General features: G+C 69.6%; 26 protein-coding genes and 1 tRNA gene. 11 read left to right on the top strand and 16 right to left on the bottom strand.

Annotated elements, in window-relative coordinates:
- Positions 1–24: 24 nt before the first annotated feature.
- On the top strand, positions 25–897 hold the full coding sequence (locus tag HCX50_RS11375; RefSeq protein ID WP_167634458.1) for an N-acetylneuraminate synthase family protein: 873 nt from the start codon (positions 25–27) through the stop codon (positions 895–897).
- A complete protein-coding gene (locus HCX50_RS11370) occupies positions 894–2,282 on the top strand; it encodes a DUF6716 putative glycosyltransferase (RefSeq protein ID WP_167634456.1) in 1,389 nt (462 codons plus the stop codon). The genes HCX50_RS11375 and HCX50_RS11370 overlap by 4 nt, the downstream gene beginning before the upstream one ends.
- Positions 2,283–2,291: 9 nt before the next feature.
- Here the strand turns inward: HCX50_RS11370 and HCX50_RS11365 are convergent, their stop codons facing one another.
- A complete protein-coding gene (locus tag HCX50_RS11365) occupies positions 2,292–2,897 on the bottom strand; it encodes a TetR/AcrR family transcriptional regulator (protein WP_167634454.1) in 606 nt (201 codons plus the stop codon).
- A gap of 102 nt (positions 2,898–2,999) precedes the next feature.
- Here HCX50_RS11365 and HCX50_RS11360 point away from each other — a divergent pair, with 102 nt between their 5' ends.
- Together HCX50_RS11360 and HCX50_RS11355 are read left to right on the top strand one after the other, a co-directional pair.
- Positions 3,000–3,710 carry an SDR family oxidoreductase gene (locus tag HCX50_RS11360; protein WP_167634452.1) on the top strand — a complete coding sequence of 237 codons (711 nt, stop codon included), beginning with the start codon at positions 3,000–3,002 and terminating at the stop codon, positions 3,708–3,710.
- A 9-nt stretch (positions 3,711–3,719) separates the two neighbouring features.
- Positions 3,720–4,715 carry an NADP-dependent oxidoreductase gene (locus HCX50_RS11355; protein ID WP_167634450.1) on the top strand — a complete coding sequence of 332 codons (996 nt, stop codon included), beginning with the start codon at positions 3,720–3,722 and terminating at the stop codon, positions 4,713–4,715.
- Between the two features lie 122 nt (positions 4,716–4,837).
- Here HCX50_RS11355 and HCX50_RS11350 read toward each other — a convergent pair whose 3' ends face one another.
- Both HCX50_RS11350 and HCX50_RS11345 read right to left on the bottom strand, forming a co-directional pair.
- Entirely contained in the window at positions 4,838–5,617 is a 780-nt protein-coding gene (locus HCX50_RS11350; protein ID WP_091029401.1) for an ABC transporter permease, read from the bottom strand.
- Positions 5,614–6,660 carry an ABC transporter ATP-binding protein gene (locus HCX50_RS11345; protein WP_167634448.1) on the bottom strand — a complete coding sequence of 349 codons (1,047 nt, stop codon included), beginning with the start codon at positions 6,658–6,660 and terminating at the stop codon, positions 5,614–5,616. The genes HCX50_RS11350 and HCX50_RS11345 overlap by 4 nt, the downstream gene beginning before the upstream one ends.
- Before the next feature lie 62 nt (positions 6,661–6,722).
- On the opposite strand from HCX50_RS11345, the gene HCX50_RS11340 reads away from it, so the two are divergent.
- Positions 6,723–7,709: a helix-turn-helix transcriptional regulator gene (locus HCX50_RS11340; RefSeq protein ID WP_167634446.1), complete on the top strand. Its 987-nt coding sequence runs from the start codon at positions 6,723–6,725 to the stop codon at positions 7,707–7,709.
- 87 nt (positions 7,710–7,796) lie between these two features.
- Positions 7,797–7,872, top strand: a tRNA-Met gene (locus HCX50_RS11335).
- Positions 7,873–7,899: 27 nt separating this feature from the next.
- Here HCX50_RS11335 and HCX50_RS11330 read toward each other — a convergent pair.
- The 10 genes from HCX50_RS11330 to HCX50_RS11285 form a co-directional block, all read right to left on the bottom strand.
- On the bottom strand, positions 7,900–8,091 hold the full coding sequence (locus HCX50_RS11330; protein ID WP_167634444.1) for a hypothetical protein: 192 nt from the start codon (positions 8,089–8,091) through the stop codon (positions 7,900–7,902).
- A 172-nt stretch (positions 8,092–8,263) separates the two neighbouring features.
- The gene (locus HCX50_RS11325; RefSeq protein ID WP_167634442.1) at positions 8,264–9,004 is read right to left on the bottom strand and encodes a DUF3800 domain-containing protein; all 741 of its coding nucleotides are present in this window, start codon (positions 9,002–9,004) and stop codon (positions 8,264–8,266) included.
- A gap of 98 nt (positions 9,005–9,102) precedes the next feature.
- Positions 9,103–9,993 carry an SIP domain-containing protein gene (locus HCX50_RS11320; protein ID WP_167634440.1) on the bottom strand — a complete coding sequence of 297 codons (891 nt, stop codon included), beginning with the start codon at positions 9,991–9,993 and terminating at the stop codon, positions 9,103–9,105.
- Complete coding sequence (locus HCX50_RS11315; RefSeq protein ID WP_167634438.1) at positions 9,990–11,807, bottom strand: ABC transporter ATP-binding protein; 1,818 nt, start codon at positions 11,805–11,807, stop codon at positions 9,990–9,992. The genes HCX50_RS11320 and HCX50_RS11315 overlap by 4 nt, the downstream gene beginning before the upstream one ends.
- Complete coding sequence (locus HCX50_RS11310; RefSeq protein ID WP_167634436.1) at positions 11,800–13,434, bottom strand: ABC transporter transmembrane domain-containing protein; 1,635 nt, start codon at positions 13,432–13,434, stop codon at positions 11,800–11,802. The genes HCX50_RS11315 and HCX50_RS11310 overlap by 8 nt, the downstream gene beginning before the upstream one ends.
- Entirely contained in the window at positions 13,431–14,219 is a 789-nt protein-coding gene (locus HCX50_RS11305; RefSeq protein ID WP_167634434.1) for an ABC transporter ATP-binding protein, read from the bottom strand. The genes HCX50_RS11310 and HCX50_RS11305 overlap by 4 nt, the downstream gene beginning before the upstream one ends.
- Positions 14,220–14,230: 11 nt before the next feature.
- The gene (locus tag HCX50_RS11300; protein WP_091029425.1) at positions 14,231–15,334 is read right to left on the bottom strand and encodes a FecCD family ABC transporter permease; all 1,104 of its coding nucleotides are present in this window, start codon (positions 15,332–15,334) and stop codon (positions 14,231–14,233) included.
- Positions 15,331–16,416: an iron chelate uptake ABC transporter family permease subunit gene (locus tag HCX50_RS11295; protein WP_167634432.1), complete on the bottom strand. Its 1,086-nt coding sequence runs from the start codon at positions 16,414–16,416 to the stop codon at positions 15,331–15,333. The genes HCX50_RS11300 and HCX50_RS11295 overlap by 4 nt, the downstream gene beginning before the upstream one ends.
- Positions 16,413–17,480 carry an ABC transporter substrate-binding protein gene (locus HCX50_RS11290; RefSeq protein ID WP_167634430.1) on the bottom strand — a complete coding sequence of 356 codons (1,068 nt, stop codon included), beginning with the start codon at positions 17,478–17,480 and terminating at the stop codon, positions 16,413–16,415. The genes HCX50_RS11295 and HCX50_RS11290 overlap by 4 nt, the downstream gene beginning before the upstream one ends.
- A gap of 168 nt (positions 17,481–17,648) precedes the next feature.
- Complete coding sequence (locus HCX50_RS11285) at positions 17,649–18,491, bottom strand: helix-turn-helix transcriptional regulator (protein ID WP_167634428.1); 843 nt, start codon at positions 18,489–18,491, stop codon at positions 17,649–17,651.
- 117 nt (positions 18,492–18,608) lie between these two features.
- Between HCX50_RS11285 and arfB the strand changes: the two genes are divergently transcribed.
- Complete coding sequence (gene arfB, locus HCX50_RS11280; protein ID WP_167634426.1) at positions 18,609–19,049, top strand: alternative ribosome rescue aminoacyl-tRNA hydrolase ArfB; 441 nt, start codon at positions 18,609–18,611, stop codon at positions 19,047–19,049.
- 1 nt (position 19,050) lies between these two features.
- Here arfB and HCX50_RS20180 read toward each other — a convergent pair whose 3' ends face one another.
- Positions 19,051–19,929 carry a TetR/AcrR family transcriptional regulator C-terminal domain-containing protein gene (locus tag HCX50_RS20180; RefSeq protein ID WP_167634425.1) on the bottom strand — a complete coding sequence of 293 codons (879 nt, stop codon included), beginning with the start codon at positions 19,927–19,929 and terminating at the stop codon, positions 19,051–19,053.
- A gap of 70 nt (positions 19,930–19,999) precedes the next feature.
- Here HCX50_RS20180 and HCX50_RS11270 point away from each other — a divergent pair, with 70 nt between their 5' ends.
- The gene (locus tag HCX50_RS11270; protein ID WP_167634423.1) at positions 20,000–21,214 is read left to right on the top strand and encodes an FAD-dependent monooxygenase; all 1,215 of its coding nucleotides are present in this window, start codon (positions 20,000–20,002) and stop codon (positions 21,212–21,214) included.
- Positions 21,215–21,239: 25 nt separating this feature from the next.
- Here HCX50_RS11270 and HCX50_RS11265 read toward each other — a convergent pair whose 3' ends face one another.
- Complete coding sequence (locus tag HCX50_RS11265; protein WP_167634421.1) at positions 21,240–21,854, bottom strand: TetR/AcrR family transcriptional regulator; 615 nt, start codon at positions 21,852–21,854, stop codon at positions 21,240–21,242.
- A gap of 71 nt (positions 21,855–21,925) precedes the next feature.
- Between HCX50_RS11265 and tet(42) the strand changes: the two genes are divergently transcribed.
- The 3 genes from tet(42) (at position 21,926) to HCX50_RS11250 (ending at position 24,615) form a co-directional block, all read left to right on the top strand.
- Positions 21,926–23,239 carry a tetracycline efflux MFS transporter Tet(42) gene (gene tet(42) / locus HCX50_RS11260; protein ID WP_237682451.1) on the top strand — a complete coding sequence of 438 codons (1,314 nt, stop codon included), beginning with the start codon at positions 21,926–21,928 and terminating at the stop codon, positions 23,237–23,239.
- 96 nt (positions 23,240–23,335) lie between these two features.
- Complete coding sequence (locus HCX50_RS11255; RefSeq protein WP_167634419.1) at positions 23,336–24,247, top strand: hypothetical protein; 912 nt, start codon at positions 23,336–23,338, stop codon at positions 24,245–24,247.
- The gene (locus HCX50_RS11250; RefSeq protein WP_167634417.1) at positions 24,244–24,615 is read left to right on the top strand and encodes a GntR family transcriptional regulator; all 372 of its coding nucleotides are present in this window, start codon (positions 24,244–24,246) and stop codon (positions 24,613–24,615) included. The genes HCX50_RS11255 and HCX50_RS11250 overlap by 4 nt, the downstream gene beginning before the upstream one ends.
- Before the next feature lie 35 nt (positions 24,616–24,650).
- Here the strand turns inward: HCX50_RS11250 and HCX50_RS11245 are convergent, their stop codons facing one another.
- Entirely contained in the window at positions 24,651–25,475 is an 825-nt protein-coding gene (locus HCX50_RS11245; RefSeq protein ID WP_337749550.1) for a nucleotidyltransferase domain-containing protein, read from the bottom strand.
- Between the last annotated feature and the right edge of the window lie 37 nt (positions 25,476–25,512).

Raw genomic sequence — 25,512 nt, 5'->3', positions numbered from 1 at the left:
CAGCGCTCGACGACCGGAGGAATCATGACTGTCAGCATCGGCTCACGAGTGATCGGCGGCGGGCGTCCTGCCTACGTCATCGCCGAGATCGGACTCAACCACAACGGCGATGTCGAGATCGCGAAGAAGCTCATCGACGTCGCGGCCCGCGCCGGCGCCGATGCCGTGAAGTTCCAGAAGCGCACGCCCGAGATCTCCACCCCCGAGCACATGCGCGACGTTCCGCGTGAGACACCGTGGGGCGTCATGAGCTACCTCGACTACCGTCGCCGGGTCGAGTTCGGTCGCGAGGAGTACGTCGAGATCGGCGACCACGCCACGATGCTCGGCCTCGACTGGTTCGCATCGCCCTGGGATGTGCCGAGCGTCGCCTTCCTCGAAGACCTCAATGTGGTGGCGCACAAGGTCGCCTCGGCCAGTCTCACCGACACCGAGCTCCTGGTCGCCCTGCGCGAGACCGGCAAGCCCGTCATCCTCTCCACCGGCATGTCGACCATCGAGCAGATCGACCGCGCACTCGACACGCTCGGCACCGACCGCGTGGTCCTCATGCACGCGACCTCGACCTACCCGCTCGAACCCGAGGAGGCGAACCTGCGCGTGATCGCCACCCTGCGCGACCGCTACCCCGGTGTGCCCGTCGGCTACTCGGGGCACGAGCGCGGCCTGCAGATCTCGCTCGCCGCGGTTGCCATCGGCGCGGTCGCGGTCGAGCGCCACATCACACTCGACCGCACTATGTGGGGTTCCGACCACGCGGCCTCCCTCGAGCCGACGGGTCTCGAGCACCTGGTGCGCGACATCCGGGTGATCGAGCGCGCGACCGGCGACGGCGTCAAGCGCGTGTTCGACAGCGAGCGGGCGCCGATGGCGAAGCTGCGCCGCATCTCGGCATGACCGAGGCCACCGGCATCCGCGTCGTCGCCATCGCGGACGCCGACTCCTTCGTGAAGTGGGCGGCCTCGCTCCTCGGCTCGGTGCCGGGCCTGCGTCCACACCTGCTGCTCGTGCGCACCCCGCTCACGGCGAGCGTCGAGCAGCAGCGCACCGCTCTGGCGGGCACGACGCTCGGCCCCGACGACATCACCCGGATCGGGTTCGCGGAGACGGCGGCCTGGCTGGCCGGGCAGCGCCCCGACGTGGTGCTGCTCGCCGGGCGCGGACCGTTCGTGCGGTTGATGGGACGGGTCATCGACGCGCTGGAGCATCGACCGGTCACCGTCTCGGGGCTTCCCGGCATGGCCATCCCCGCCCAGCGCGGGGCGCTCGACTACCGACGCCACACCGACCTGTTGGTCGTGCATTCCCATCGAGAGGTGCGGGCCTTCGAAGAGCTCGGACGACGCATCGGCGTGCAGACGCCCGTGGCGCTCGCGACCCTGCCGTTCGCCCGGCGCCGGCAGCGGATGCTGCACCCGGAGCGGATGCGGGTCGACGCGGCGGCCGGCGGTCGCGGTGGCATCGCGGTCGCCGAGCGCCCGGCACCGGCTGCTCCGGCACGTCCGCCTGCGACCGACATCGTGTTCGCCGCGCAGGCGCTCGTGCCCGTCGGGAAGGACGAGCGTGCCGAGATCGCGGCCATGCTGGTGCGGGCGGCCGAGGCCGAGCCCGCGCGACGCGTGGTGGTGAAGCTGCGGTCGCGGCCGGGGGAGTCGGAGACCCACCTCGAACGCGAGCCCTACGCGGGGTTGCTGCCGTCGCGCCTGCCGCAGAACCTCGTGTTCTCGTACGACTCGATGTCCGCCGCTCTGCAGACGGCCGCCGGTCTCGTCACGGTGAGCTCGACCGCCGCAATCGAGGCCACCGCCCTCGGCGTGCCCGTGATCGCACTCGACTCGTTCGGGGTGAGCAAGAGCCTGCTGAACACGGTGTTCGTGGGAAGCGGTCTGCTCGGCGGTCGCAGCGAGGTCGTGGCCGGGCGGTTCCGGCATCCGCATCCGGACTGGCTCCGCGACAACTACTTCCATCCCGAGGGCGAGTCGACGTGGTGGGAGCGGGTCGAGCAGCTCGTGGCTCTTCGGCGTTCCGGGGCATTGCCGGCGCGTCGTGTGCCGGCGGCTCGCGGGGGAGCCTTGCACGAGGCGTGGCATCGGGCGAGCGTGCTCGGCGCCGAGGATCGCACGGTGCCGGGTGCTGTCGCGCTCGCCGTGGGGGCTCCCGCGACCCGCGCGCTCTCCGCGGTCCGCGCGCGGCGAGCTCCGTCCGGCGGAGGCACCTGGTCCGACGCGTCGACCGACTACACGCTCGAGCCGAACCCGTTCGACGACTCCCTCCGGCGCTGACCGGCCGTCTCAGCCTCCGAGGAGGGCGACGATCTGACGGTCGATGTCGTCGACGAGCTCGTCGACGGTCAGATCGACGTTCGTGCTCGCCGTCAGGGTGAGGAACATGACGGCGGACACGATACGGGCGAGGGCGGCGGCACGTTCCTCGCTCGACTTCGGGTCGCGGCGGAGGATCGACGCCACGGCGTCCTCGGTCTCGCCCACGATGCGGAGCGCTTCGGCATGGTGCCCGTCAGAGGGTTCGGCGAACACCATCTCGCGCAGGTAGGTGCGACCGTTCTCGACCTGGACGCGGTTGCACTCGACGATCGGTCGCAGCAGCGTGACGATCGCCGCGCGCGCATCGGGAGTCGCTTCGGCGGCCGCGATGCCCTTCTCGAGGGCGACGGCGTAGTGCGCGTTCTGCACGAGGAGCAGCAGCTCCCCCTTGGTCTTCGCGTAGAGGAACAGGGTGCCGGTGCCGACATCGGCCCGCTCGGCGATCTGCTGGGTCGTGACATCGTCGATGCCGTGCTCGGCGAACAGCTCCGCCGCCGCGGCCGTGATCCGTTCGAGCTTCAGCTGCTTGTTGCGCTCGCGACGACCGAGGGCGTTCGAGGCGGAGGTCGACATGCTCTTCCTTCGGGAACAGAAACTGATTACGCTCAGTTATGACGAGAGTCGCTTATGCGCACACTCAACTATTCATCATTGTCGCAAAGAAGAGAGCAGTCCATGCCTTCACTCCACGGAGCCGTCGTCCTCGTCACCGGAGCGAACGGAGGCATCGGCACGCAGTTCGTCCACCAGGCGCTCGCACGCGGAGCCGCCAAGGTCTACGCCAGCGCCCGCACGCCGCGCACCTGGGACGACGAGCGCGTCGTTCCGCTCGCCCTCGACGTGACGGATGCCGCGTCGATCCGGGCCGCCGTCGACGCGGCGCCCGACGTGACGGTGCTGATCAACAACGCGGGCGCCTCGGTGCCGACCGCGGGGATACTCACCCACTCCGACGAGGACATCCGCCGGAACGTGGAGACGAACTTCCTCGGGCCGCTCTTCCTCGCGCGCGGCTACGCCCCGCTCCTCGCCGGACGCCAGGGAGCGGCGATCATCGACATCCACTCCGCCCTCGCCTGGTACGCCGTCGGCGGGATCTACAGCGCGACCAAGGCGGCGCTGTGGTCGGCGACGAACTCGCTCCGCCTCGAGCTCGCCCCGGCGGGAGTGCACGTCGTAGGAGTGCACGTCGGGTACGTCGACACCGCCATGGCGGAGCACGTCACCGACCCCAAGACCGATCCGGCCGACCTCGTCCGCGCCGTGCTGGACGCAACCGAGCGCGACGAGTACGAAGTGCTCGCCGATGAGATCTCGGTGCAGGTCAAGGCGGGGCTGAGCGCGCCGCTGGAAGCGGTCTACCCGCAGCTGCGGGCGAACGCCTGAGACGCCGTCATGCGTGCATTCGTTGTCGAAAAGTACAAGCAGCCGCTCGAGGAGCGGGAGGTCGCCGAACCCGAAGTCGGTGACCGAGACGTCCTCGTGCGGGTGGAGGCCGCGGGGCTCAACCAGCTGGACGAGAAGATCCGCCAGGGGGAGTTCGCGCAGATCCTGCCGTACGACCTGCCGCTGGTCCTCGGCAACGATGTGGCGGGGACGGTGATCCGCGTCGGTCGGCTCGTCGACGGATTCCGGCCCGGCGACCGCGTGTACGCCCGTCCCGACGCCGCCCGCATCGGGACGTTCGCCGAGCGGATCGCCGTCGCCGAGAAGGATCTCGCCCCCGTGTCCGCCGGTCTCTCGATGGCCGAGGCGGGGTCGCTCCCGCTGGTCGCCCTCACGGCCTGGCAGGCGCTGGTCGAGCGCGGTGGGGTCACGGCGGGGCAGAAGGTGCTCATCCACGCCGGTGCCGGTGGGGTCGGATCCATCGCCATCCAGCTCGCCGCGCACCTCGGGGCCACGGTCGCCACGACGGCCAGTGCCGCGAACGCCGACTTCGTGCGTGAGCTCGGTGCCGACGTCGTGATCGACTACCGTCGGCAGGACTTCGCCGAGGAGCTGTCGGGCTACGACTTCGTGTTGGACAGCCTCGGTGGCGAGAACCTCGAGAAGTCGCTGCGGGTGCTGAAGCCGGGTGGGTTGGCCGTCGGGATATCGGGACCGCCCGACCCCGCCTTCGCCCGCGCCCAGGGGCTGAACGCTCTCGTGCGGCTGGCGGTCGCGGCGCTCAGCCGCAAGATCAGACGGCAGGCGAAGAAGCTCGGGGTGCGGTACGAGTTCCTCTTCATGCGTGCGGATGGCGACCAGCTGCGCGAGATCACGGCGCTCGTCGACAGCGGCGCGATCCGCCCCGTCGTCGCGAAGACGTACCCGTTCGACCGTCTGCCCGAGGCCCTCGCCGACCTCGCCGCCGGGGTGAGCCGGGGCAAGCTCGTGGTCACGAACGACTGAACCCTCGGGGTCGCCAGCCGAAACCCAGACGCATCGTGCTGTCGCCGGCGCGCTGCGGGTGGACACGCCGACGGTGCGCCGCTTCGTCTGCGATTTCGCAGGCAGCGGCGCACCGGGTCGGGTCAGTTGCTGCGGCGGATGGCGCGCACCCCGACGATCAGCCCGACCACCGCGACCGCGAGAGCCGAGACCCACCCCCACAGCACGGTCACGTCGCCGAGGTCTCCGGCGAACAGCGCCCGCTCGGCCTGCACGACCCAGTTGACCGGATTGACCGACGCCACGGCGCGCATCCATTCCGGAGCATCGTCCAGCGGCAACAGCATCCCCGAGAGGATCAGCAGCGGGAAGATCAGCGACTGCTGCACTCCCCAGAACAGCCACTCCCGGTCCTTCGTCGCCAGCGCCAGCGAATACGACAGCGAGCCGAGGCCCACCCCGAACACGGCCAGCAGTGCGAGTCCGATGAGCAGCCCGGGGATGTCGGCGGCGAAGCCGAACGGCCAGGCGATCAGCACAATCACGAGCGCCTGCACCACGATCGGTGCGATCTCCTTGAGAGCACGCCCGACCAGCAGCGAGGAGCGGGCGAGCGGGGCGACCAGGGTGCGCTCGTGCGAGCCGGTCATCATCTCGTACTGCAGGTTCGACCCGGTGGCACCGGTGCCGAACAGCACGATCATCACGAGCACGCCGGGCACGAACCAGGCCAGGGTCTCGCCGGCCGGCTGCCCCGAGTCGCCGATCAGCAGTGGAGCGAACAGCCCGAGGAAGACGAGCGGCTGCAGCAGGCTGAAGATCAGGGTGAACGGATCGCGGACCACGGGCTTGAGCTCGCGCGTCAGCACGTTGCGGGTGTCGCGCGCGAGGTTCGGGCGCACGAGCGTGTCGGTGGTGGTCATGAGAGGACTCCTGTCGTGCTGTTCGCAGCGGTCGTGCTGGTGTCGGCGGAATCGGATGCGTCGCCGGCGGCATCCGCTCCTTCGCCGGCGTCGCGCAGGGTGCGTCCGGTGAGTGCCAGGAACACGTCGTCGAGCGTGGGCGGGACGCCGGTCGCGCGGCGGACGAGGATGCCGGCGGCGTCGAGCTCGCGCACGATCACCGGCAGCAGCCGGTCGCCGTCCTGCACCGCGAGCGAGATGGACTCGCCCTCGACCGTGACCTCGGCGCTGCTGAGGCGGGCGACCACGGCGCGGGCGCTCGCCGCTTCCGCGGCATCCGCGAACCCGAAGGTCAGCACGTCGCCGGCCAGCGTCGCCTTGAGGGATGCGGCGTCGTCATCGGCGATGATGCGCCCCTTGTCCATGACCATCACGCGCTCGGCGTAGCGGTCGGCCTCTTCCAGGTAGTGCGTAGTGAGGAAGACCGTGGTGCCGTGCTGCGTGCGCAGGTCGAGGATGTGCTCCCACAGGTTCGCCCGGCTCTGCGGGTCGAGTCCGGTGGAAGGCTCGTCCAGGAAGATCAGCGGCGGCGCATGCATGAGCCCGAGCGCGATGTCGAGTCGGCGCTTCTGCCCGCCGCTGAGCTGCTGCACGGTCCGCGTCGCGAAGGAGGTGAGGTCGAGCGACTCGATCAGTTCGTCTGCGCGCTTCGCGCTGTCCTTCCGCGTCATCCCATAGAAGGCACCCTGGCTCAGCAGCTCGTCGCGCACCCGTTGCGAGAAGCTTCCGCTGGTGAGCTGGCCGACGTAGCCGATGCGGGCGCGGACCCCGGCGGCGTCGGTGCGGATGTCGTGCCCCACCACGCGTGCGCTCCCCGAGGTGGGCGGGATGAGGGTGGTCAGCATCCGCAGGGTGGTCGACTTGCCGGCACCGTTCGGGCCGAGGAAGGCGACGAGCTCGCCGCGCACGGCGGTGAAGGAGACGTCGGTCACGGCATGCACCGGCGTCTTCTTGACGGTGAAGACCTTGGTCAGGCCTTCGGTCTCGATGAGGGATTCGTTCATGGGGAGAGCGTAGAAACCCATGCGGACAGATCCTGTCCGCATGATCTGGCAATCTGAGACGCATGACCGACACCACCTCGCGTGCACTGGCTCTGCTCAACCTGCTGCAGACGCACCGGCACTGGCCGGGGACCGAGCTCGCCACCCGGCTGGGCGTGACCGAGCGCACCGTGCGCCGCGACGTCGACCGGCTGCGCGAGCTCGGGTACCGGGTGGAGTCCTGCCCTGGCGTCGCCGGAGGCTACCGGCTCGAGGCCGGGAGTGCCGTGCCGCCGCTGCTGCTGAACGACGACGAGGCCGTGACGATGGCGATCGGGCTGCGGGTCGCCGCCACGCAGCAGCTCGTCGGCGGTCCCGAGGTCACGCTCACGGCACTCGCGAAACTCGAGCAGGTGCTGCCGTCGGCGCTGCGTCAGAGGGTGAACGCGCTCGCCGCGTCGGTGCAGGCGCCGCGCATCGGCGACGGTCCGGTCGTCTCGCCCGAGGTGCTGGGGGAGATCGCGCTCGCCACCCGCGACACCGAGCGGCTGCGGCTGCGGTACGTGGACGGCGAAGGGCGCGAGAGCGTGCGCCGTGTCGAGCCGCACGCCCTGGCGCCGGCCGGGCGCAAGTGGTTCCTGCTCTGCTGGGACCTCGACCGCGCGGACTGGCGCACGTTCCGCGTCGACCGCATCGCCGCCGTCGAGCACACGCGCGTGCTGTTCTCCCGCCGCGACATCACCGACGAGGAGATCGAAGAACGCGTGCTGATCGCCTCGTCGTGGTCGCCGCAGAAGGTCGAGGCGGCCGCGGTGATGGAGCTGCCGCTCGCCGAGATGCAGGAGCGCTTCGGGCCGTGGTCGCAGGGCGCGACGGCGGTGGGCGACGACCGCACGCGGTGGCCGTTCGGAGGCTCGGACTGGCGCGAGGCGATGTATGCACTGCTCTGGATCCCCGAGGGCGTCGAGTACGCGGTGGCGCTCGCCGAACCGCACCGGAGCGAGTTGCGCGAGGCCGTCGCTCGGCTGCTGCGCGCCCTCGACGCCCCGGAGCCCGATGACGCCGCGTGACCGGCATCCGTCATCCTCAGACTCATAGGGTTATCCCAGGCAACGATCCTGGCGGGTCAGATCACGGCCGGGTAACGTCATTCCCATCGCGGCGATCCGGGCGGTCCCGGGCCTCAGCTCATACCTGATGGCGTTGCGGGTTCGACTCCCGCCGTCGCGTCCACTTCAGGGCCGCCGGCGGGCGGAACCGTCAGCGGTTCCGTCGCTTCGAACGGATCGTGAGCGCCTGGGACAGCACCACGCAGGCCATCGCGACGACGGTGAACCATAGGGTCGGGCTCAGCACCTCGGTGAGGATCAGCACCGCGCAGGTCAGCCCGAAGAGGGCGCCGAAGGCCATCAGCCCCCAGTGGATGCCGGTGCTGGTTCCGTTGCCTCGCATCCTTCCACCCTGTCAGTCGGGTGCGTCGATGTCGACCGACGAGGCTCTTAGGTGGCGTCGACCCTGTGAGTCGGTGTGGTGGAACATCCGAGCGTCGAATAGGGTTGTACCAAATGGATCGGGAATGCTCGATCGGCGTTCGGCCTCCGGGAATCTCGGAGGCCTTTCGCTTTTATGGGTAGACCTTGAGCCCGTATCCCTCGATGCGCCCGTCGCTGGAGCGGACCAGCTTGGTGCTGACGAGATCCCAGGCACGGTTCGGCTGCTCGGGACGCATCACGTGGAGCCCGATCGGTCGGGCGGTCATATCCGCGATTTGCAGGCCTGAACTATTGGCGCTCTTCGGAGCGCAGTGGAAGGCCAGCGTCTCGGGCATGCCACGCATCCGGGTCGTGTCCATGATCCTCCGGAACTCGAGCTCCAGATCCCGATCTTCTTTCGCGCCCCGGCTTTCGAACACGACGCGCGCAGTCCGTCGTGCTTGTCCGCGCTGCTGAAGCTGGAGGAAGATTCGCTCCAGACCGAACTCGAGCGCGACATGGTAGGGATTCACGTCGTTCCCTCGTCGCGCCCGAAATTGCTCTTTGTCTATGACGCACGCCACGATTCCGAATCGAGAATCCGAGATTATGGCGTTCATCTGCTCCATGAACCGTGCACGGACACTCCCATTCAAGAGGACGTCAAACGGCGGGGTCGACTTGCGGATGTCGCGCTCGTGGAAGATCACCATGTCGTGCCCGAAGAACTCGAACTTCATCCCCTGAACCAGAGGAACGACAGTCGAGATGTAGTCATCCACAGGGAAGATGCAGAACGAAAGGACGAACAGCGGGAACTGCGGATTGATGTTCGTGAGGCTGTGGTCACCGCTCTCATCGACGTAAATCACATAGTCGCTGAACGCCGGCATGGGCTCACCGTAATGTCACCTCGGAGCCGGGGGTGCGGACACGCCCGCGCCTCCAGCGGTATATAGCACCGCCCTTCCGATCACGGCCGAGCCGCCCCTCACAACCCCAACTGATCCAGCCGCTCCTCGAAACGCACCTGCACGTCTTCGGGCTCATCGCCCTCGGCATCGGCCCAGATCGCGTCCAACTCCTTCTGCACGGAGTCGGGGAGCGCGGCGAACTTCTCGTCCCAGGCGGCGACGGGGGTCCAGTAGCCGACGACCTTGAAGCGGGTCGCGGGCAGGCCGAGCTCCTTGCGCAGGTACTTGCGCACGTCGCGCAGCGCCACGGTCTCGCCGGCCACCCACACGTACCCCTCGTCGAGGGGGAGCCGGTCGTCGACGATGCCGCGGACGAGCGGGCCGAGCGCGCTGGGGCCATGGCCGTTGCCGCCGACCACCCAGGTGACCTCGACGTCGGGACCGACCTCGAGCGGCACGCGGTCCGCCTCGCTCGGTACCTCGAGCACGACCCGGGTACGCACGCCCGACGGCACCTCGGCGATGATGCGTGCCACGGCGGGAAGCCCGGTGAGGTCGGCCACGAGCACCTGCCACGTGATGTCTTCCGGCGGCGAGTAGAGACCGGTCGGGGAGTTCAGACCGAGCACGTGCCCCGGCTCCGCGCGCGCCGCCCACGGCCCCGCGACGCCCGCCTCATGGATCACGAAGTCGATGTCGAGCTCGCCGGCATCCGGGCGCACGCCGCTGATCGTGTACGTGCGCATCGGCGCTTCGGGTGCGCCCTCCGGCGTCTCCCACCAGTCGCCCGCGGGCACCGGCAGCGAGACGTCTTTCGGGTCCTCGCCGTGCGGGAAGAACACCCGCACGTACTCGTCGCCGATGCCGGTGCTGAGGAAGTCGGTGATGCCGTCACCGCCGAGTGTGACGCGGACCAGGGTCGGAGTGAGGGTGGTGGTGCTGCTGACGATGCCGCGGTGGATGCTCACGGAGTCTCCGTCTCTGTGGTGGGGGTCTGGCCGGCAGGGGTGTGGCCGGTGGGGGTGTGCGGATGGGGAGCGCTGCGGGTCTGTGCGAGCCAAGAATCGCGGTAGAGCCCCTCGGCGGCGACGAGCTCGTCGTGCGTGCCGCGCTGCGTCGGCCTGCCGTTGGCGAACACGACGATCTGCTCGGCGGTGACGGCCTGCTGCAGCCGGTGCGCGATGAGCACGGCGGTGCGGCCCTTGCGCAGCGCCGCGATCGCGTCTTCCACGGCTTCGCGGTGATGGAGACCGACGTCGGCGGTGGCCTCGTCGAGGATCACGACGTCGGGGTCGGCGAGGAACGCCCGCGCGACCGCGAGCTGCTGGATGCGTCCCTCGTCGAGCGGCACGGCGGACTCGGATGCAGCACCGCCGTCCCGCTCGAGGACCATCGCCTCGACCGCCCACTCCGCTCCGACCGCTCGCAATGCGGCGACGATCTCATCGTCACTCGCCTCCGGGGCGACCAGCCGCAGGTTGTCGGCGATCGTGCCGCGGAAGTGATGCAGCTCCTGCGACAGGTAATACGGGGCATCGGCGCTCGACGCGAGGTGCACGCTGCCCGAGGTCGGCGGATGATGCCCGGCGATCACACGCGCGAGCGTGCTCTTGCCCGACCCCGAGGTGCCGACCAACGCCGCCGTGGTGCCCTGGTCGACCCGCAGGTTCACATCGCTGATGCCGCGACCGGTGGTCGGATAGTGGAAGGTCAGGTCCCGCACCTCGATGCCGGCCGATGCCCGTGGTGCCGCATCCGTCTCCTCGTCCCGCGGGGCCGAGGCGGGCGCGAGGTCGATGACCCCGACGAGTCGCGCGAGCCCGATGGCCGCACGCTGGATGTCGTTGAGCCCGAAGATCAGCTGCCCGACCGGGCCGAACAAGCGGTGGAACAGCAACGCGGCCGTGGTGACGGCTCCCACCGTGATCGCGCCTGCGGACTGCAGGAGGAACCCGGTGCCGAGGATCGCAGCCAGCCCGACGAGCTCGCCGCCGTTGATCCACCGGAACAGCCGGTTCGTCACCCGCACGCCCTCGATCTGCATGTGGATCGATGCTTCGGCGCGCTCACGGACCCGCTCGAGCGCGGGCTCCTGCTCGTTGAACGCGGTGAGCGTCTCGATGCCCTCGACTGCGTCGAGCACGGCCTGACTGCGCGCGGCCTCGCGCACCCGCACCTCGCGGAACACCACACGTGACCGCCGCAGGAACACGCGGGTGCCGAGCACATAGAAGGGTGCCGAGGCGATTCCGGCGAGGGCGAGCCACGGGTCGAGGGCGGTCAGTGCGACCACCGAGACCCCGATCGCGAAGCCCGCCGACAGGAGGGTCGGGGCGACGTTGCCGCCGGCCTCGGCCACGGCATCCACGTCTCCGGTGACGCGGGAGAGCAGGTCGGCGCTCTCGCCGTCGTCGACCTCGCTGACCGGCAGCCGCATCGCCGAGGCGAACACGTCTTCGCGCAGGGTGGCGAGCATGTCCTGCACCAGACCGGTGAGCACTCGCACGGCCCACAGCATCATCACGGCCGCGCCGATCGCACCGAGGCCCGCGCCGGCGACCCACCCGGAGATGGTCGCGAAGCCGGCATCCGACGAGACGGCATCCACGATCCGGCCGAGGCATGACGGCATCACGATCCCGAGGGCGGATGCCGCGAGGAAGAGGGCAGCGACCGCCGCCGTCCGACCCGGATGCTGCCGCAGCAGCCCGCCGACGACGGCCCGTACGCGGGCGCTGGACGCGATCGGCAGCAGCGCGGTGGTCGAGGTCGGGTCACTCATGGGGAGCATCCGTTCCGGGAGAGGGGAGGTCGATGACCCGGTCGCAGGCGTCGAGCAGCACCGGGGAGGTGGTGATCACGATCACGGTCTCGTCGTGCTCCGCGAGCGCGCGGGCGATGTGCGCCTCGGTGAGGGCATCGACGGCCGAGGTCGGCTCGTCGAGCACCAGCACGTCGGCCTCCGCATGCAGGGCGCGGGCGATCCCGATGCGCTGGCGCTGTCCGCCCGAGAGCCGTCGACCGGCTTCGCCGACCTGCGATTCCCAGCCGCCGACCTGCACCACGGTGTCGTGCAGTGCCGCCATCTCGATGAACGGCGGATGCGCGGGCTCGTCTGTCCCGTGACCGCGCACAGCCTCGCGCAGAGAGCCGCTCACGATCGTCTGTCCGTGGGGCGGGGCGACGACCCGGCGGCGGTACTCGACGGGGTCGAGGGTGGTCAGATCACGGAGTCCGCCGTCGACGGCGACCGACACCAGCCCGGGCTCGGCGCGCGAGCGCAGCCCGAGCAGGCGGGAGAGCGCGCGGGCCGCGTCGCTGTCGGCGGGACGGATGCCGAGCACCTCGCGCTCGCGCACCTCCACGAGCGGGGCTCCCGAGTCGGCGCGGAAAGCCAGCACGACATCGCCGGCCGGTTCTGCCGGAGAAGATGCGGCGGGCGCATCGAGCAGATCCTCGGCGTCGATCACCTCGGCGAGGCGCTTGGCGGAGGCGAGCTTGTGGATCCAGTTCGAGGGGAACGAGCCGGCGTAGGCGAGGTATCCGCTGATGAACTGGGCGAGTCCGAGCACGGTCACCAACTCGCCGATGCTGATGCGGCCCTCCGCCGCGAACCAGGCCGACATGCCGGCGAGGGCAGTCGTCGCGACCGCGGCCAGGGTGCCGCTCACCGCTTCGTAGGCGGCGAGGGACCGGCCGGCAGCTGTCGCGGCCCGGCGGGAGGCGTCGCTGGCGGCGATGTACCGCCGCACAGCCTCCTCGCGCGCACCGATTCCCACGAGCACCCGGAAGCCGCCCATGAAGTCGGCCGCGACGGCCCCGGCCTCGGTCGCGGCATGCTGCTCGGCGAAGCCGCGACGCTCCAACGGACGGGAGACGACCTGCATCACGAACATCATCGCGATCGTCGAGCCGAACACCACGATCGTCGCGACGGGGGAGATCACCAGCATCGCGAGTCCTGCGCCGACGATCGCGGCGATCGTCGAGAACTGTTGCGCGACCGACCAGGCGACTCCGGCCACGCGGTACGTGTCGGAGGTGACGAACGTGAGCGCTTCGCCCGGAGTGACAGCGCGGCGGGAGAGCCGGGGGCGCAGCATGCGGGAGAGGGTGAGGTGGCGCAGCGCCTGCTCGCCGTAACCGTAGATCGAGACCATGAGCCGCGAGGCCGCCTGATAGCTCGCGGTCAGCACGAGGAACGTGCCGACCAGCACGCCGAGCCAGAGCGCGAGGGCTGCGGGGTCGGCGGGCAGCACGGCGCGGTCGATCGTCGCTCCGATGAGGACGGGGATCGTGGCTTCGGCGAGGGAGTGCACGATGAGCAGCGCAGTCGCCCCGGCGAGGGCGATGCCGCGTCCCTCGGACTTCAGTGCGATCCCGAACAGCCTCCGCGGGGTGGACGTCACGGTGTCCGCCGTCCGAGCGGCAGCACCAGCGGCGTTCCCGACACCGGGTCCGTGATGACTTTGCAGGGCAGGTCGTACACGGCCTGGACGAGCTCGGCGGTGATGATCTCCCGCGGGTCGCCCTGTGCCACGATCGCCCCGTCGCGCATCGCCACGAGGTGCGTCGCGTAGCGGGCGGCGTGGTTGAGGTCGTGCAGCACGGCGACGAGTGTGGTGCCGTCGCGGTGCAGGTCGGCGAAGAGTTCCATCAGGTCGATCTGGTGCGCGATGTCGAGGAACGTCGTCGGCTCGTCGAGCAGCAGGTGCTGGGTCTGCTGGGCGAGGGCCATCGCCACCCAGACCCGCTGACGCTGCCCGCCCGAGAGCTCGTCGACCAGGCGCCGCGACAGGTCGGTGACTCCGGTCGCCGCCATGGCCTCGGACACCGCGCGCTCGTCGGCGCTGCTCCACGTGCGCATGGCGCTCTGGTGGGGGAATCGCCCGCGGCCCACGAGGTCGGCGACCGTGATGCCGTCGGGGGCGATGGACGACTGCGGCAGCAGCCCCAGCTTGCGGGCGGCCTCCTTCGGCTTGAGTGAGCGCAGCTCATGCCCGTCGAGGAGCACCGCTCCGGTGGTCGGGCGCAGCAAGCGGGCGAACCCGCGCAGCAGGGTCGACTTTCCGCACGCGTTCGGTCCGATGATGATCGTGAACGAGCCGTCGGGGACCTCGAGCGACAGGTCGGAGATGATGGGGGTCTCTCCGTAGCCCAACGTGATGTCGCGGGCCAGCAGCGAAGCGGTCATGGTTGTTCCTTTCAGGTGCGGCGCGCGTACTGGGCGGCCAGCAGCCAGGCGAGATAGATGCCGCCGACCGAGACCGTCACCACGCCGACCGGTACGGCGACGAGCTGGGCGACGGCATCCGACACCACGACGAGGGCGGCGCCGGTCAGCATCACGGGCACCGTGCCCATCGGGGTGTTCGAGCGGGTGAGTCGCTGCGAGATCTGCGGGGCCGCGAGGGCGATGAACGAGATGGGGCCGGCGGCGGCGGTGACGAGGGCGACCAGGGCCACACCGAAGACCATGGCCGCGAGGCGGGTGCGCCCCGGACTGATGCCGAGCGCGGTGGCTGCGTCGTCGCCCATCTCCAGCACCGGCAGCGTGCGGGCGAGCGGGAGGGAGAGCACGGTGACGATCGCGAACACGATCGTCGCGGGGATCAGCTGGTCGAAGCCGAGCGAGGCGAGCGAGCCCGCGCCCCAGGTCGCGGCCATCATCGCCTTCTCGACGCTGACCGAGATGAGGATCCACGAGGTGAGCGACCCGAGCCCCGCCGAGACGCCGATGCCGACGATGATCAGGCGGAAGGACGACATCGTGTTCTTGTTGGCCAGCACGTAGACGAGCAGCGCGGTGAGCAGGCCGCCGACGAGGGCTCCGGCCGCCTTGAACATGTAGGTGTTCAGCTCGAGCACGATCATCACGAGCGTCACGCCGAACTGGGCCCCGATGCCGAAGCCGATGATGTCAGGAGAGCCGAGCGGGTTGCGGGTGAGGGACTGGAAGATCCCGCCGGCGAGGGCCAGCGCTGCTCCGCACAGCACCGCGAAGAGCACGCGCGGCAGACGCCACTCGAAGACCACCTGGCGGATGTCGGGGTCGGATGCCGGGTCGACGATGGCGCGCAGGACCGCGGGGAAGTCGACCTCGTAGGCACCGATGGTCATCGAGGCGAGGCCCGTTCCGACGATGACGACCACGAGCACGACGCTCACGATGACGGAGCGCACGGGGATGAGGGCGGCGATGCGCCGGGTCTCGATCCGGATCAGGCGACGCCCGTGATCGACCGGGGCGAACTCGGCGTGCGAAGAGTCGATGGCGGGCAGGGTGACGGGCTTCTGGTCGATGCTCACAGTCCGCTCACCCGCTTCCGGCGCACGAGGATGATCAGGATCGGGGCTCCGAGGAGAGCGGTGACGATGCCGACGCGCATCTCTCCGTTCGGGAGCACGATGCGGCCGAGGATGTCGGCGAACAGCAGGAACGCCGGGCCGATGACCATCGAGTAGGTCAGCACCCAGCGCTGATCGGGTCCGGTAAACCAGCGGACGATGTGCGGGATCATGAGCCCGACGAAGGCGATGGGGCCGGCAGCGGCGACGCTGGTTCCTGCCAGCAGGGTGACGGCGATGATGACGAGGATCCGCGTCACGCGCACGCGTGCGCCGAGCGCCTGCGCGAGGTCATCGCCCAGGGCGAGGGCGTTCAGCGAGCGTGCGCACAGCAGTCCGATCAGCAGTCCGATCGCGATGAGCGGGGCTGCCCACGCGAGCTGGTCGAGGGTGCGTCCGCCGATCGAGCCCACACCCCAGAACCGCATGACCTGGAGGGTGCCGAGGTCGCGCAGCACGATCGCGGTGGTGAATCCGGTGAACGCCGCACCCAGGGCGACTCCGGCGAGGGTGAGCTTCATGGGGGTCGCACCCGACGCCCCGAACGAGCCGAGCACGTAGACGAGCACGGTCAGGACGAAGGCCCCGGCGAGGGCGAAAGGCACGTAGGCGCCGGGTGCCGTCAGGCCGAGCACGCCGACCGCGAAGGTGACGGCGAAGGAGGCGCCGGCGTTGACTCCGAGGATGCCGGGGTCGGCCAGCGGGTTGCGAGTGAAGGCCTGGATGAGTCCGCCGCACACGGCGAGGGCGGCACCGACGACGATGCCGAGCAGCGTGCGCGGCACCCGCAGTTCCATGACCATCAGGTGCAGCGGGTTCTCGTCGTCGTAGGAGAAGAGGGACTGCAGCACGGTGAGGGGGTCGATCGCGCGGCTGCCGATCGCGAGCGAGGCGATGACGGCGACCACCAGCACCACGGTGGAGACGATGAGTCCCAGCACCAGCGTCCCGTTGCGGTGCGGGGAGTCGTCGCTGCGACTCCCCGCACCTGTGTTCGAGACGTCCGTGTCGTCTTGCGTCGCCAGGGACATCTCGCGGGTCACTTCCCGTCGATGGTCGGCTCGCCCTGCAGTGCGGCTGCGAGGTCGTCGACGTACTTCGGGAGGATGTACTTCAGCGACAGCACGGTCGGTGCGCTGATCGCGGAGGCCTCGGCGTCGTTCGCGTAGATCACGTACGACCCGTCGGCGATCGGCTCCCAGCGGGAGACGACCTTGTTCTCGACCGTGTACTTCCCCTCATCCGCGCTGCCGCCCCAGGCTGCGAACAGGTCGGCCTGCACGTCGTAGAGGTTCTCGAGGCTGACGCCGGTGTACCAGTTGTCGCCCTCGGCGCTCGCGAGGAAGCTGTCCATCGCCGAGGTGGAGGTGAAGCCCAGCGCCTCGGTGATGCGCACGCGCGGGTCGTACTCGAGGTAGACGCCGAGGTCGGTGCCGCCCTCGTTCAGGGTCAGACCCCAGACGAAGGTCTTGTCCTGGAACTCGGGGTGCTCGCCGGAGAGGGAGGTGATCTGCTCCTCGGTCTCGGCGATCAGCTCCTCGGCCTTCGCGTCCTCCGACAGGGCCTTGCCGACCGTGCGGGTCATGCCCTCCCAGGTTCCCGGGTTCCACGGCCCCTCGATGTACGGCACCGTCGGAGCGATCTCGCTCAGGCGCTCGTACTCGATGTCGGTGACGCCCGAGTAGAGGCTCAGGATCAGGTCGGGCTTGAGCTCCTTGATGGCCTCGTAGTTCGGGCCGTCCTCGACGAAGGGGATGATCTCAGGGGTCTCGCCGTATTCCTCGGTGACGTAGTCCTCGAACCAGGGTTGGTAGCCGCTCTCGTCGGCGCCCCAGACTTCTTCGATGCCGACCGGGTTGGTGCCGAGGGCCGCGACGATGTCGGGCGTCATCCAGCCGAGGGCGACCACGCGCTGCGGCTTCTCGGGGATCACGGTCTTCCCGTGGCCGTGCTCGATGACCACCCCGTCGACGGCGGCCGACGTGGGTGCGGATCCGGCGGTTTCACCGGATGCCGTGCACCCTGCCAGGGTGAGCGCGGCGGCGAGGGCCGCGGCGACGAGGGCCGAGCCTCGGCGGATCTTCGGGCGCGCAGAAGCGTGCGACATGGTTCTCCTTCGGGAAGGGGGGAGGGGTGTGCCGCGTCGACGCGGCGAGAAGTTAGGTAAGCATGCCCTAACAGAATGATGTTAGAACGCGGATGGCTCGCTCAGTGTCGCGGGAGCGACGACTTGTGTCGCGGAACCGACAATGGCGGTCGGAACAACCGTGAGCGGTCAGCGCCAGTACAGCTGATGGGCGGTGTCGGCCTGCACGCGCGCGACGTGCTGGCGGGGAGTGATCCCGAACCGCTCCTTGAAGGCGGCGGAGAATGCGCTCGTCGTCGCGTAGCCGCAGCGGTGCGCGGCGGCGCCGATGGGTGTGCCGTCCACGATCAGGCGTGCCCCCAGGGTCATCCGCACTCCCGTGCGCCAGCGGCCGAAGCTCATGCCGACGTCGTTCTGGAAGATGCGCAGGACCGTGCGCTCGTGGAGTCCGTGCGTGAGGAACAGCTCGACGGCCCCTCGTGGATCGCCGGGGTCGGCGAGTACCGCCTGCACCAGCGGGGCGACCCGTTCGTCGGTGGGCATCGGCACCTCGCCCCACTCGCTCGCGGCCTCGGGCAGCGGCTGCTGCAGCATCTCGATCAGCACCGACTGGATGCGCACGCGCAGGTCGGTGGGCATGTCGTTTATGCCGAGGTGGAGCAGCATCTCCTGCACCGCCCGCGGCACCAGGACCCGGGTGATCTGGTCGACCGGAGCGAGCAGGGCCGTATCCGGGATGTAGGTGTAGCAGCCGATCGAGTCGGGCTCGTGGTGGGCGGTGTGCGGGGTGTTCGCCGGGATCCACACGCCCTGCCCCGGGGCTAGGCGCCACCGTGCGTCCTGCAGGTGCACCCAGACCGTGCCGCGGTAGCACCAGGCGAGCATCGGGTCGGCGTGGCTGTGTGGAGGGGAGAGCGGGCGGGCGCCGGTGTCCTCTCCCGTGACGACACCCGTGCCCATCAAGTACGGCTCGGCCACCGTCGACGGGAACGAGGGGCTCGCCGCCCAGTCGTCCTGCCGGAATGAGTTCATCGTGCTCCGCGTGAGGGCCGCGTGCGCTGCCGTGGAGTGGATGCTGCGCGGCTCGTCGTACCCCGCAATGCTAGCCGGACTGCAGCGGGCGGCTTCGGGAGGCCCGATGATGGAGACATGCCTTCCGCCCATCGCCCCGGTCTGCGGGTCTCGTCGGGTCTCACGATCCCCGAGGCCGAGCTGTCGTGGCGCTTCTCGCGGTCGTCGGGCCCGGGAGGGCAGGGCGTGAACACCGCCGACTCGCGTGCGGAACTCGTGTGGGACGCGGCGAACTCCGCAGCGCTCACGCCGCATCAGCGCGAGCGGCTGCTCGATCGGCTGAGTGGCCGCCTGGTCGACGGGGTGCTGACGATCGCGGCCTCCGAGCATCGCGCGCAGCTGCGCAACCGTGATGCCGCGCGTGATCGACTCGTCGCGCTGGTCGCCGAGGCGCTGAGGCCGCCGGCACCCCCGCGTCGTGCGACCAAGCCGAGTCGCGGGTCGAAGGAGCGTCGCCTCAAGGCCAAGCAGCGACGCACCGACGTCAAGAGCCTGCGCCGCCGACCTCGCGACGACTGAGTCAGCGCGGGAGCCAGCTCTCGATGCCGTCGAGCAGCCGCTGCAGCCCGAACTCGAACAGCGCATCCAGGTCGAGATCGAAGTCGTCCGATCGCACCAGGGAGGCGAGCAGGGGGAGGTCGGTCGGCGACACCATCTCGGCGATGTCGGTGGATCGGGTGGTCATGTACTCGTCTGCCGTGAGGCCGGTGTCCTGACGCTGCTCGGCCTCGAAGGCGATGTCGGTCGCCAGAGACTTGACGTGGCTGAAGACGATGACGCTGATGTACATCATCGTCTCCATGCTCAGCCCGAGTGGGGCCAGGGCCCGCAGGCACCACTCGGTGTAGCGGAAACCGTTGGGGACGAGCTGCGGCCGCGAGATCGACATCACCCCCGCGAGCCAGGGATGCCGTTGGAAGCTCGCCCACTGCAGTCGCGCCGACACCTCCAGATCGGCGCGCCAGTCCGCTGACGGCTCGGGGAACGACTCCTCCCCGAGCACCGCGTCGATCATGAGCAGGACGAGTCCGTCTTTGCTCTCGACGTGCCGGTAGAGGGACATGGTGGCGGTGCCGAGCTCGGCGGCTATCCGCCGCATCGAGATCGCCTCGATGCCTTCGGCGTCCGCCATCGCGATCGCGGTCGCGACAACGGTCGCGGTCGTCAGTGAGGGGGTGGGCGTCGTCGTGGGGGAGGCGACGACGCTGCCGATGCCCGGTGTCGAGACGATCAGGCCCTGCTGCTGCAGGTGCGCAAGGGCCTTGGTCGCGGTGGCGATCGCGACGCCCCAGTCGCGGGTGATCCCGCGCGCCGACGGCACCCTGTCTCCCGGGCTGAGGTCTCCGGACTCGATCCGCTCGGCGATCTCTGCCGCGATGGTGTGTGAAGTTGCTCGCACCGTACTAGTACACCACCCTTCTAACTAGAACACTTGTACAGCGTATATTCGCTGTATTACCGTGCTTCTCATGAACGAATACAGCGTACTCATCTCCGGCGCCGGCATTGCAGGACCCGCCCTCGCCCACTGGCTCCACAGGCAGGGCATCCGCCCCACGATCGTCGAGCAGGCGCCCGACGTCCGCCTCGGCGGGCAGGCCGTCGATCTCCGCGGACTCGGCGAGGTCGTCGCCGAGCGGATGGGCATCATGCCCCGCGTGCGCGAGCGCATCGTGCACGAGAAGGGGCTGCGCTACATCGACAGCGCGGGCCGCGAGCTCGCCACGATGCCTGCCGATCTCTTCGTCGGCGACGGCAGTCCCGTGACCGAGATCGAGATCATGAAGGGCGACCTGACGGAGATCCTCCTCGATCTCATCGACGACCACACCGAGGTCATCTACGGCGACCGGATCGAGTCGATGGTGGAGGGTCCGGATGGCGTCGAGGTCACTTTTCGCAGTGGTCTGGTCCGCACCTTCGACGTCGTCGTCGGTGCCGACGGCATCCACTCCGGTGTGCGGGCGCTCGCCTTCGGTCCGGAGGCCGACTACGTCGTGCACCTCGGCGCGTACCTCGGCTACTGCACCGTGCCGGACGCCGGTCCGCTCGATGACTGGTTCGACATGTACAGCGAGCCGGGGCGGATGCTTGCGCTGCGGCCCGAGCGCGGCGGTTCGGCGAAGGCGATGCTGGCGTTCGCCGCCACCGGCGCGGACGTGGATCGGCGCGACGTCGCCAGCCAGAAGCGGCTCCTGCGCGAGGTCTTCGATGGGATGGGCTGGCGGGCCGGAGAGCTGCTCGCGGCGGCGGATGCCGATGCCGACTTCCATCTCGACACCGTCAGCCAGGTGCACATGGACAGCTGGACCCGAGGGCGCGTCGCCCTGCTCGGGGATGCCGGCTATTGCGGGTCGCCCCTCACGGGGATGGGCACGAGTCTCGCTCTCGTCGGCGCGTATGTCCTGGCGGGCGAGCTCGGACGTGCCGCGGGAGATCATGCCGCGGCGTTCGCCCGCTACGAGGAGATCATGCGGCCCTACGTCGCGACGGCCCACACACTGGCGCCCGGTGGCGTCGACGGCTTCCTTCCGCGCAGTCGATTCATGCTCCGGATGCGGGTGCTCTCCGCGCGACTCATGCATCACTGGCCGATGCGTCAGATCGTCGCGCGAATGCTCGACAAGTCCGAAGCGATCGAGCTCCCGGACTACGCCTCGACCTCGGTCGCTGCGATGCCTTGATCAACCTCGTCGCATCTGAGGGCGATCAAGCTCGGGATTCGGCGATCGTGGCTTCGATCGGTCCCCAGCCGCTGTCGAGCAGCCGGAATCCCGCGTCCAGGGTGCCGAGAGGGTCGTCACTGTCGTTGACGAGCAGCTGCATCTGCAGCACGAACCGGGCGTAGACGCGGATCTCGGCGATCGGCTCGGCGAGACCGAGTTCCTCGGCGATGGCGTCGGCCAGGGCGTCTTCGTGCCGGAGCCACATCTTCGCCGCGTAGTCGCGCAGTGCCGGTGTCTCGTTGAGGAAGCGCAGGAACACGCGGGTGACGTCGTTGCCGTGCTCGTCGACGTTCGCGCGGAGTTCGGCCGTATAGAACTCGTGGATCGCGCGGTTGATCGTGGTCCCCGTCTGCCGGTCTCGGACGGTGGAGACGAGGCGGTCGCGCTGCTCGTCGTCCTCGTCGAAGACGAGAGCCTCTTTCTGGGGGAAGTGCGCGAAGACGGTGGTCGGGGAGACGTCGGCGGCGTCGGCGACCTCGCGGATGCTCACGTTGTCGAAGCCGCGCTCGAGGAACATCATCGTCGCGACGTCGGAGATCGCCTTGCGGGTCGCGGCCTTCTTCCGTTCGCGGCGCCCGAGGGGCTCTGGGGTCGTCATGGTCCTCACCCTATCGTGAACCGACCACAAAACTGGCTTGACACCAAAACTGGTATCGCTACACTTTCGGTATGACTTCACCCAACACCCTCACGCGCCGGGAACAGAACCGCGCCTGGATCATGCTCATCGTGCTGACGATGCTCACCGTCATCGGGATGACGGTCGTCCTCCCCGTCCTTCCCTTCGTCGTGCTCCAGTACGTCTCCCACGAGAGCGACCTCGCCATCTGGGTGGGCGTGCTCGAGGCGGTCAACGGGCTCTGCGCCTTCCTGGCCGCGCCGTTCCTCGGTCGCCTCTCCGACCGGTTCGGCCGCCGACCCGTCATCATCGTCGCCGCGTTCGGGGCCGCGTTCTCGATGGCGCTGTTCGGCATCGGCGGAGCGATCTGGGTCCTCGTCCTGGCCCGGGTCATCCAGGGCCTGACAGCCGGCGACCTCCCTGCCCTCTTCGCGTACCTCGCCGACATCACCCCACCCGAGCAGCGCGCCAAGCGCTTCGGTCTGCTCGGTGCGTTGTCCGGCATCGGCACCATGATCGGCCCGGCGATCGGCGGTCTCCTCGCCACCGTGAGCCTCCAGCTCCCGGTCTTCCTCACCGCCGCCGTCGCGTTGACGATCGCGATCCTCAGCATCTTCCTGCTTCCCGAGAGCCTGAAGCCCGGCAACCGCATCGCCACGATCAAGCTCCGTGACGTGCAGCCGTTCGCTGTCTTCAAGGAGGCGTTCGGCCGCAAGGAGCTGCGTGGGCTCATGATCGGCTTCGGCCTGCTCGCCCTGCCGTTCGGCTTCTTCGTGAACAACTTCAGCGTACTGGCACTCGACTCGATCCAGTGGGGACCGACGCAGATCGGACTCCTGACCGCCGCGGTCGGCATCATCGACATCCTCATCCAGGGTGTGCTGCTCGGCATCCTGCTCCCGCGTATCGGGGAGCGCGGTGTGATCGTGAGCGGCATCATCGCGCAGATGATCGGCCTCGCGGCCCTCGCCATCGTGGCCTCGATCTTCGCTCAGCCGTGGGTGTTCATCGTCGGCGCGCTCATGCTCGCCGCCGGCCAGGGCGCCTCGCAGGCCGCGATGGACGGTGCCATGTCGAACGCCGTCGGCGACGACGAGCAGGGCTGGCTCGGCGGAGCGACGCAGTCGCTGAACGCGGCCATGGGCACGGCCGCGCCGCTCATCGCGGGCGCGCTCTACGCCCTGGTCAGCCCCGCCGCGCCGTACTGGCTGGGTGTCGCGATCATGATCGTCGCGGTGATCGTCGTCAGCCGCGCGCACATCGCGAACACCGCCAAGCGTCCTGGCGGTGCGGGCGCGGATGCGGATGCCCCGAGGGAGTCCGTCGTGCAGCGTGATCCGTCGGCCGGTGTGTTGACAGATTGATACACCACGGGCAGACTCTGTATCACCTGAGTGATACACGGAGGCAGAATCATGGCGGGGATCGCGCTTGTCGGATACATCGTTTGCGTCGCGGCGGTGGTCGCCGTCGTATGGTTGGTCGTCCGTGGCCGTCCACGGCGAACCGAGCCGCTGGCGGCATCCGTCCAGTCGCTTCTCGACGCGGCCAGGCGGCGGGCGGTGATCGCCGTCGTCTTCTCCGGCGCCGTGATCGTCGCCCTCTTCCTGGCCGGGTCCTTCCTGCAGTCGTTGGCGGGACTTCCGATCGCTCTCGCCCCCGCCCTGGGCGGCGCTGCGGGCTTGCTTCTCTACTCCGCCACCCCGCCTCGCGCGGTCGTGCTCGCCTCCGGTGCCGCACGCGAGGCGTCCCTGACGCCGCGGACGCCGTTGTCGTTCGTGCCCCCGCTGGGAGCGGGCCTGCTCGCGGCGGCCGTGATCCTCCAAGTCGCGTTCCTCATCTTCACGGGGGTGACGTCGAGTCCGGACGGATCGGGCCGCTACCGGACCATCGCCTTCCAGGCCGCGGACTCCGCCAGCGCCAGCAGCCCCTACCCTGGCTGGTTCTATGGTGTTCCTCTTCTCGTGGCGACGGTGGTCCTCGTGGCAGCCACGTTCCTCGCACTCTGGCGCGTCAGCTCCACGCCCGCACTGCCCCAGCGCGAGCGCGCCGACGTGGATGCCGGCTGGCGGCGGGCGACCAATCGGATCATCCTCGCCGTCGGCGGCGCGATGCTCCTGCTCCAGTTCGGCGGTACGGCCCTCCAATCGGGGTCGGCGATGCGCAACACCTATTTCGAAGGCGTCCCCCCGATCTGGGACGTGCTCGGTCAGACGCTCGCGGGAGCGGGACTCGTCCTGATGATCGGCAGCATCGTCGTCCTCACGCTCGCCACGCTCTGGGCCTTCACGCTCCCGGACGCGGCGCTCGCGGCCGGAGCACCGGCCGGTCCGCGGAACGCCGAGACCGCGCCTGCGGGACTGCCTCGATGATCACCTTCGATCCGCAGAGCAGCGTCGTCCCCTTCGAGCAGATCCGCGGGCAGATCACCGACCTGATCCGCTCCGGGGACCTCGCCGACGGCCAGAGACTGCCCTCCATACGCCAACTCGCCGCCGATCTGCGCGTCGCGGCCGGGACGGTGGCGAAGGCCTACGCGACCCTCGAATCCGAAGGTCTCATCGAAACCAGCAGAACTCGAGGAACCCGAGTCGCGCCGGGGAAAGCACATCCTCCACAGGTTCAGCGTGCGGCGAAGCGCTACGTGAGCAGCATCGGCGATCTCGACCTCGACCAGGCCCTCAGCGCCGTCCGGACCGCCTGGCTCGCACTGCACCCCCAGAAGCCCGCGGCGCACTGAGCCGATCCGGGGCCTTCGGGCGTCGCGTGGTTTCGTCAGCGGACATCCGCCGGGTGGGCGACCGGGCGCGGGAGTTCTCGCAGCCGCGCGATCGATGCGAGCAGCTCCCCAGGGGAGGCCCCGAGGTTCCCGAGCGCCTTGGCGGCCGCCGCGCTGAACCCGCCGGTGTCGATCCGCAGGCGCGCGACGTTCGTCACGAGGCCCTTCTCGTTCGTGACCCAGTTGCCGGCCGAGGCGTGCCACGCATGCGCGGTGAGCATCGTCGTCGTGGTTCCGCACAGCGACACGTAGGCGACGTCACCGGACTTCGCCCCCTTCAGAGCGGCGTTCAGCAGGAAGTCGACCTGCCAGAGGTTCGCGAGGAACGCGTCCCGCAGAGCCTCCGGGTAGGGGGTCACGCTGCGAGCCAGCCCGACCAGGATCCCGTCCGGATCCCGCAGCGGCACACTCGTCGCGACTTCGCCGGCATAGGCGACGTCGAGGAAGCCGAGCGGATGCCCCGGCTGGGTGTGGAAGGCGAACTCGCCTCTCGCGGCGCGAGCGCACTGCGCGGCCACCCGGTCCACGTCGCGGAGGATGAGGTCTACCGGCACTCCGTCGACGATGAGCCAGGCGCCGCCGTCGACCCATGGTCCCCAGCCGCCCCGTTCGGCGATCTCGACAGGCGCACCCGTCCAGCTGCTCGCCACACGCCCCAGGCCCGCGCGGTCGACGTCCGCGTCGACGTAGAGACCCAGATCGATGTCGGAGTCCGGGCGGTGCGTGCCCCGAGCCCGGCTGCCTCCGAGTGCGACCGCCCGCACGCCGTGCACGGTGGTGAGTTCGTCGGCCATGGAGCGGAGGCGGTCTTCATCGAGCACGACACCGATCGTACTCACGCCGCGGCCGCCGGGTGCG

This window comes from Microbacterium sp. B19(2022) (genome assembly GCF_012030385.1).
GTDB lineage: Bacteria > Actinomycetota > Actinomycetes > Actinomycetales > Microbacteriaceae > Microbacterium > Microbacterium oxydans_B.
This window is presented reverse-complemented; position numbering and strand designations above follow the sequence as displayed.

What these genes read in the sequence shown, in the direction of transcription:
- HCX50_RS11375 (WP_167634458.1), top strand. Translation starts at nt 25, where the DNA reads ATGACTGTCAGCATCGGCTCACGAGTGATCGGCGGCGGGCGTCCTGCC.
- HCX50_RS11370 (WP_167634456.1), top strand. Translation starts at nt 894, where the DNA reads ATGACCGAGGCCACCGGCATCCGCGTCGTCGCCATCGCGGACGCCGAC.
- HCX50_RS11365 (WP_167634454.1), bottom strand. Translation starts at nt 2,897, where the DNA reads ATGTCGACCTCCGCCTCGAACGCCCTCGGTCGTCGCGAGCGCAACAAG.
- HCX50_RS11360 (WP_167634452.1), top strand. Translation starts at nt 3,000, where the DNA reads ATGCCTTCACTCCACGGAGCCGTCGTCCTCGTCACCGGAGCGAACGGA.
- HCX50_RS11355 (WP_167634450.1), top strand. Translation starts at nt 3,720, where the DNA reads ATGCGTGCATTCGTTGTCGAAAAGTACAAGCAGCCGCTCGAGGAGCGG.
- HCX50_RS11350 (WP_091029401.1), bottom strand. Translation starts at nt 5,617, where the DNA reads ATGACCACCACCGACACGCTCGTGCGCCCGAACCTCGCGCGCGACACC.
- HCX50_RS11345 (WP_167634448.1), bottom strand. Translation starts at nt 6,660, where the DNA reads ATGAACGAATCCCTCATCGAGACCGAAGGCCTGACCAAGGTCTTCACC.
- HCX50_RS11340 (WP_167634446.1), top strand. Translation starts at nt 6,723, where the DNA reads ATGACCGACACCACCTCGCGTGCACTGGCTCTGCTCAACCTGCTGCAG.
- HCX50_RS11330 (WP_167634444.1), bottom strand. Translation starts at nt 8,091, where the DNA reads ATGCGAGGCAACGGAACCAGCACCGGCATCCACTGGGGGCTGATGGCC.
- HCX50_RS11325 (WP_167634442.1), bottom strand. Translation starts at nt 9,004, where the DNA reads ATGCCGGCGTTCAGCGACTATGTGATTTACGTCGATGAGAGCGGTGAC.
- HCX50_RS11315 (WP_167634438.1), bottom strand. Translation starts at nt 11,807, where the DNA reads ATGAGTGACCCGACCTCGACCACCGCGCTGCTGCCGATCGCGTCCAGC.
- HCX50_RS11305 (WP_167634434.1), bottom strand. Translation starts at nt 14,219, where the DNA reads ATGACCGCTTCGCTGCTGGCCCGCGACATCACGTTGGGCTACGGAGAG.
- HCX50_RS11290 (WP_167634430.1), bottom strand. Translation starts at nt 17,480, where the DNA reads ATGTCGCACGCTTCTGCGCGCCCGAAGATCCGCCGAGGCTCGGCCCTC.
- HCX50_RS11285 (WP_167634428.1), bottom strand. Translation starts at nt 18,491, where the DNA reads ATGAACTCATTCCGGCAGGACGACTGGGCGGCGAGCCCCTCGTTCCCG.
- arfB (WP_167634426.1), top strand. Translation starts at nt 18,609, where the DNA reads ATGCCTTCCGCCCATCGCCCCGGTCTGCGGGTCTCGTCGGGTCTCACG.
- HCX50_RS11270 (WP_167634423.1), top strand. Translation starts at nt 20,000, where the DNA reads ATGAACGAATACAGCGTACTCATCTCCGGCGCCGGCATTGCAGGACCC.
- HCX50_RS11265 (WP_167634421.1), bottom strand. Translation starts at nt 21,854, where the DNA reads ATGACGACCCCAGAGCCCCTCGGGCGCCGCGAACGGAAGAAGGCCGCG.
- HCX50_RS11250 (WP_167634417.1), top strand. Translation starts at nt 24,244, where the DNA reads ATGATCACCTTCGATCCGCAGAGCAGCGTCGTCCCCTTCGAGCAGATC.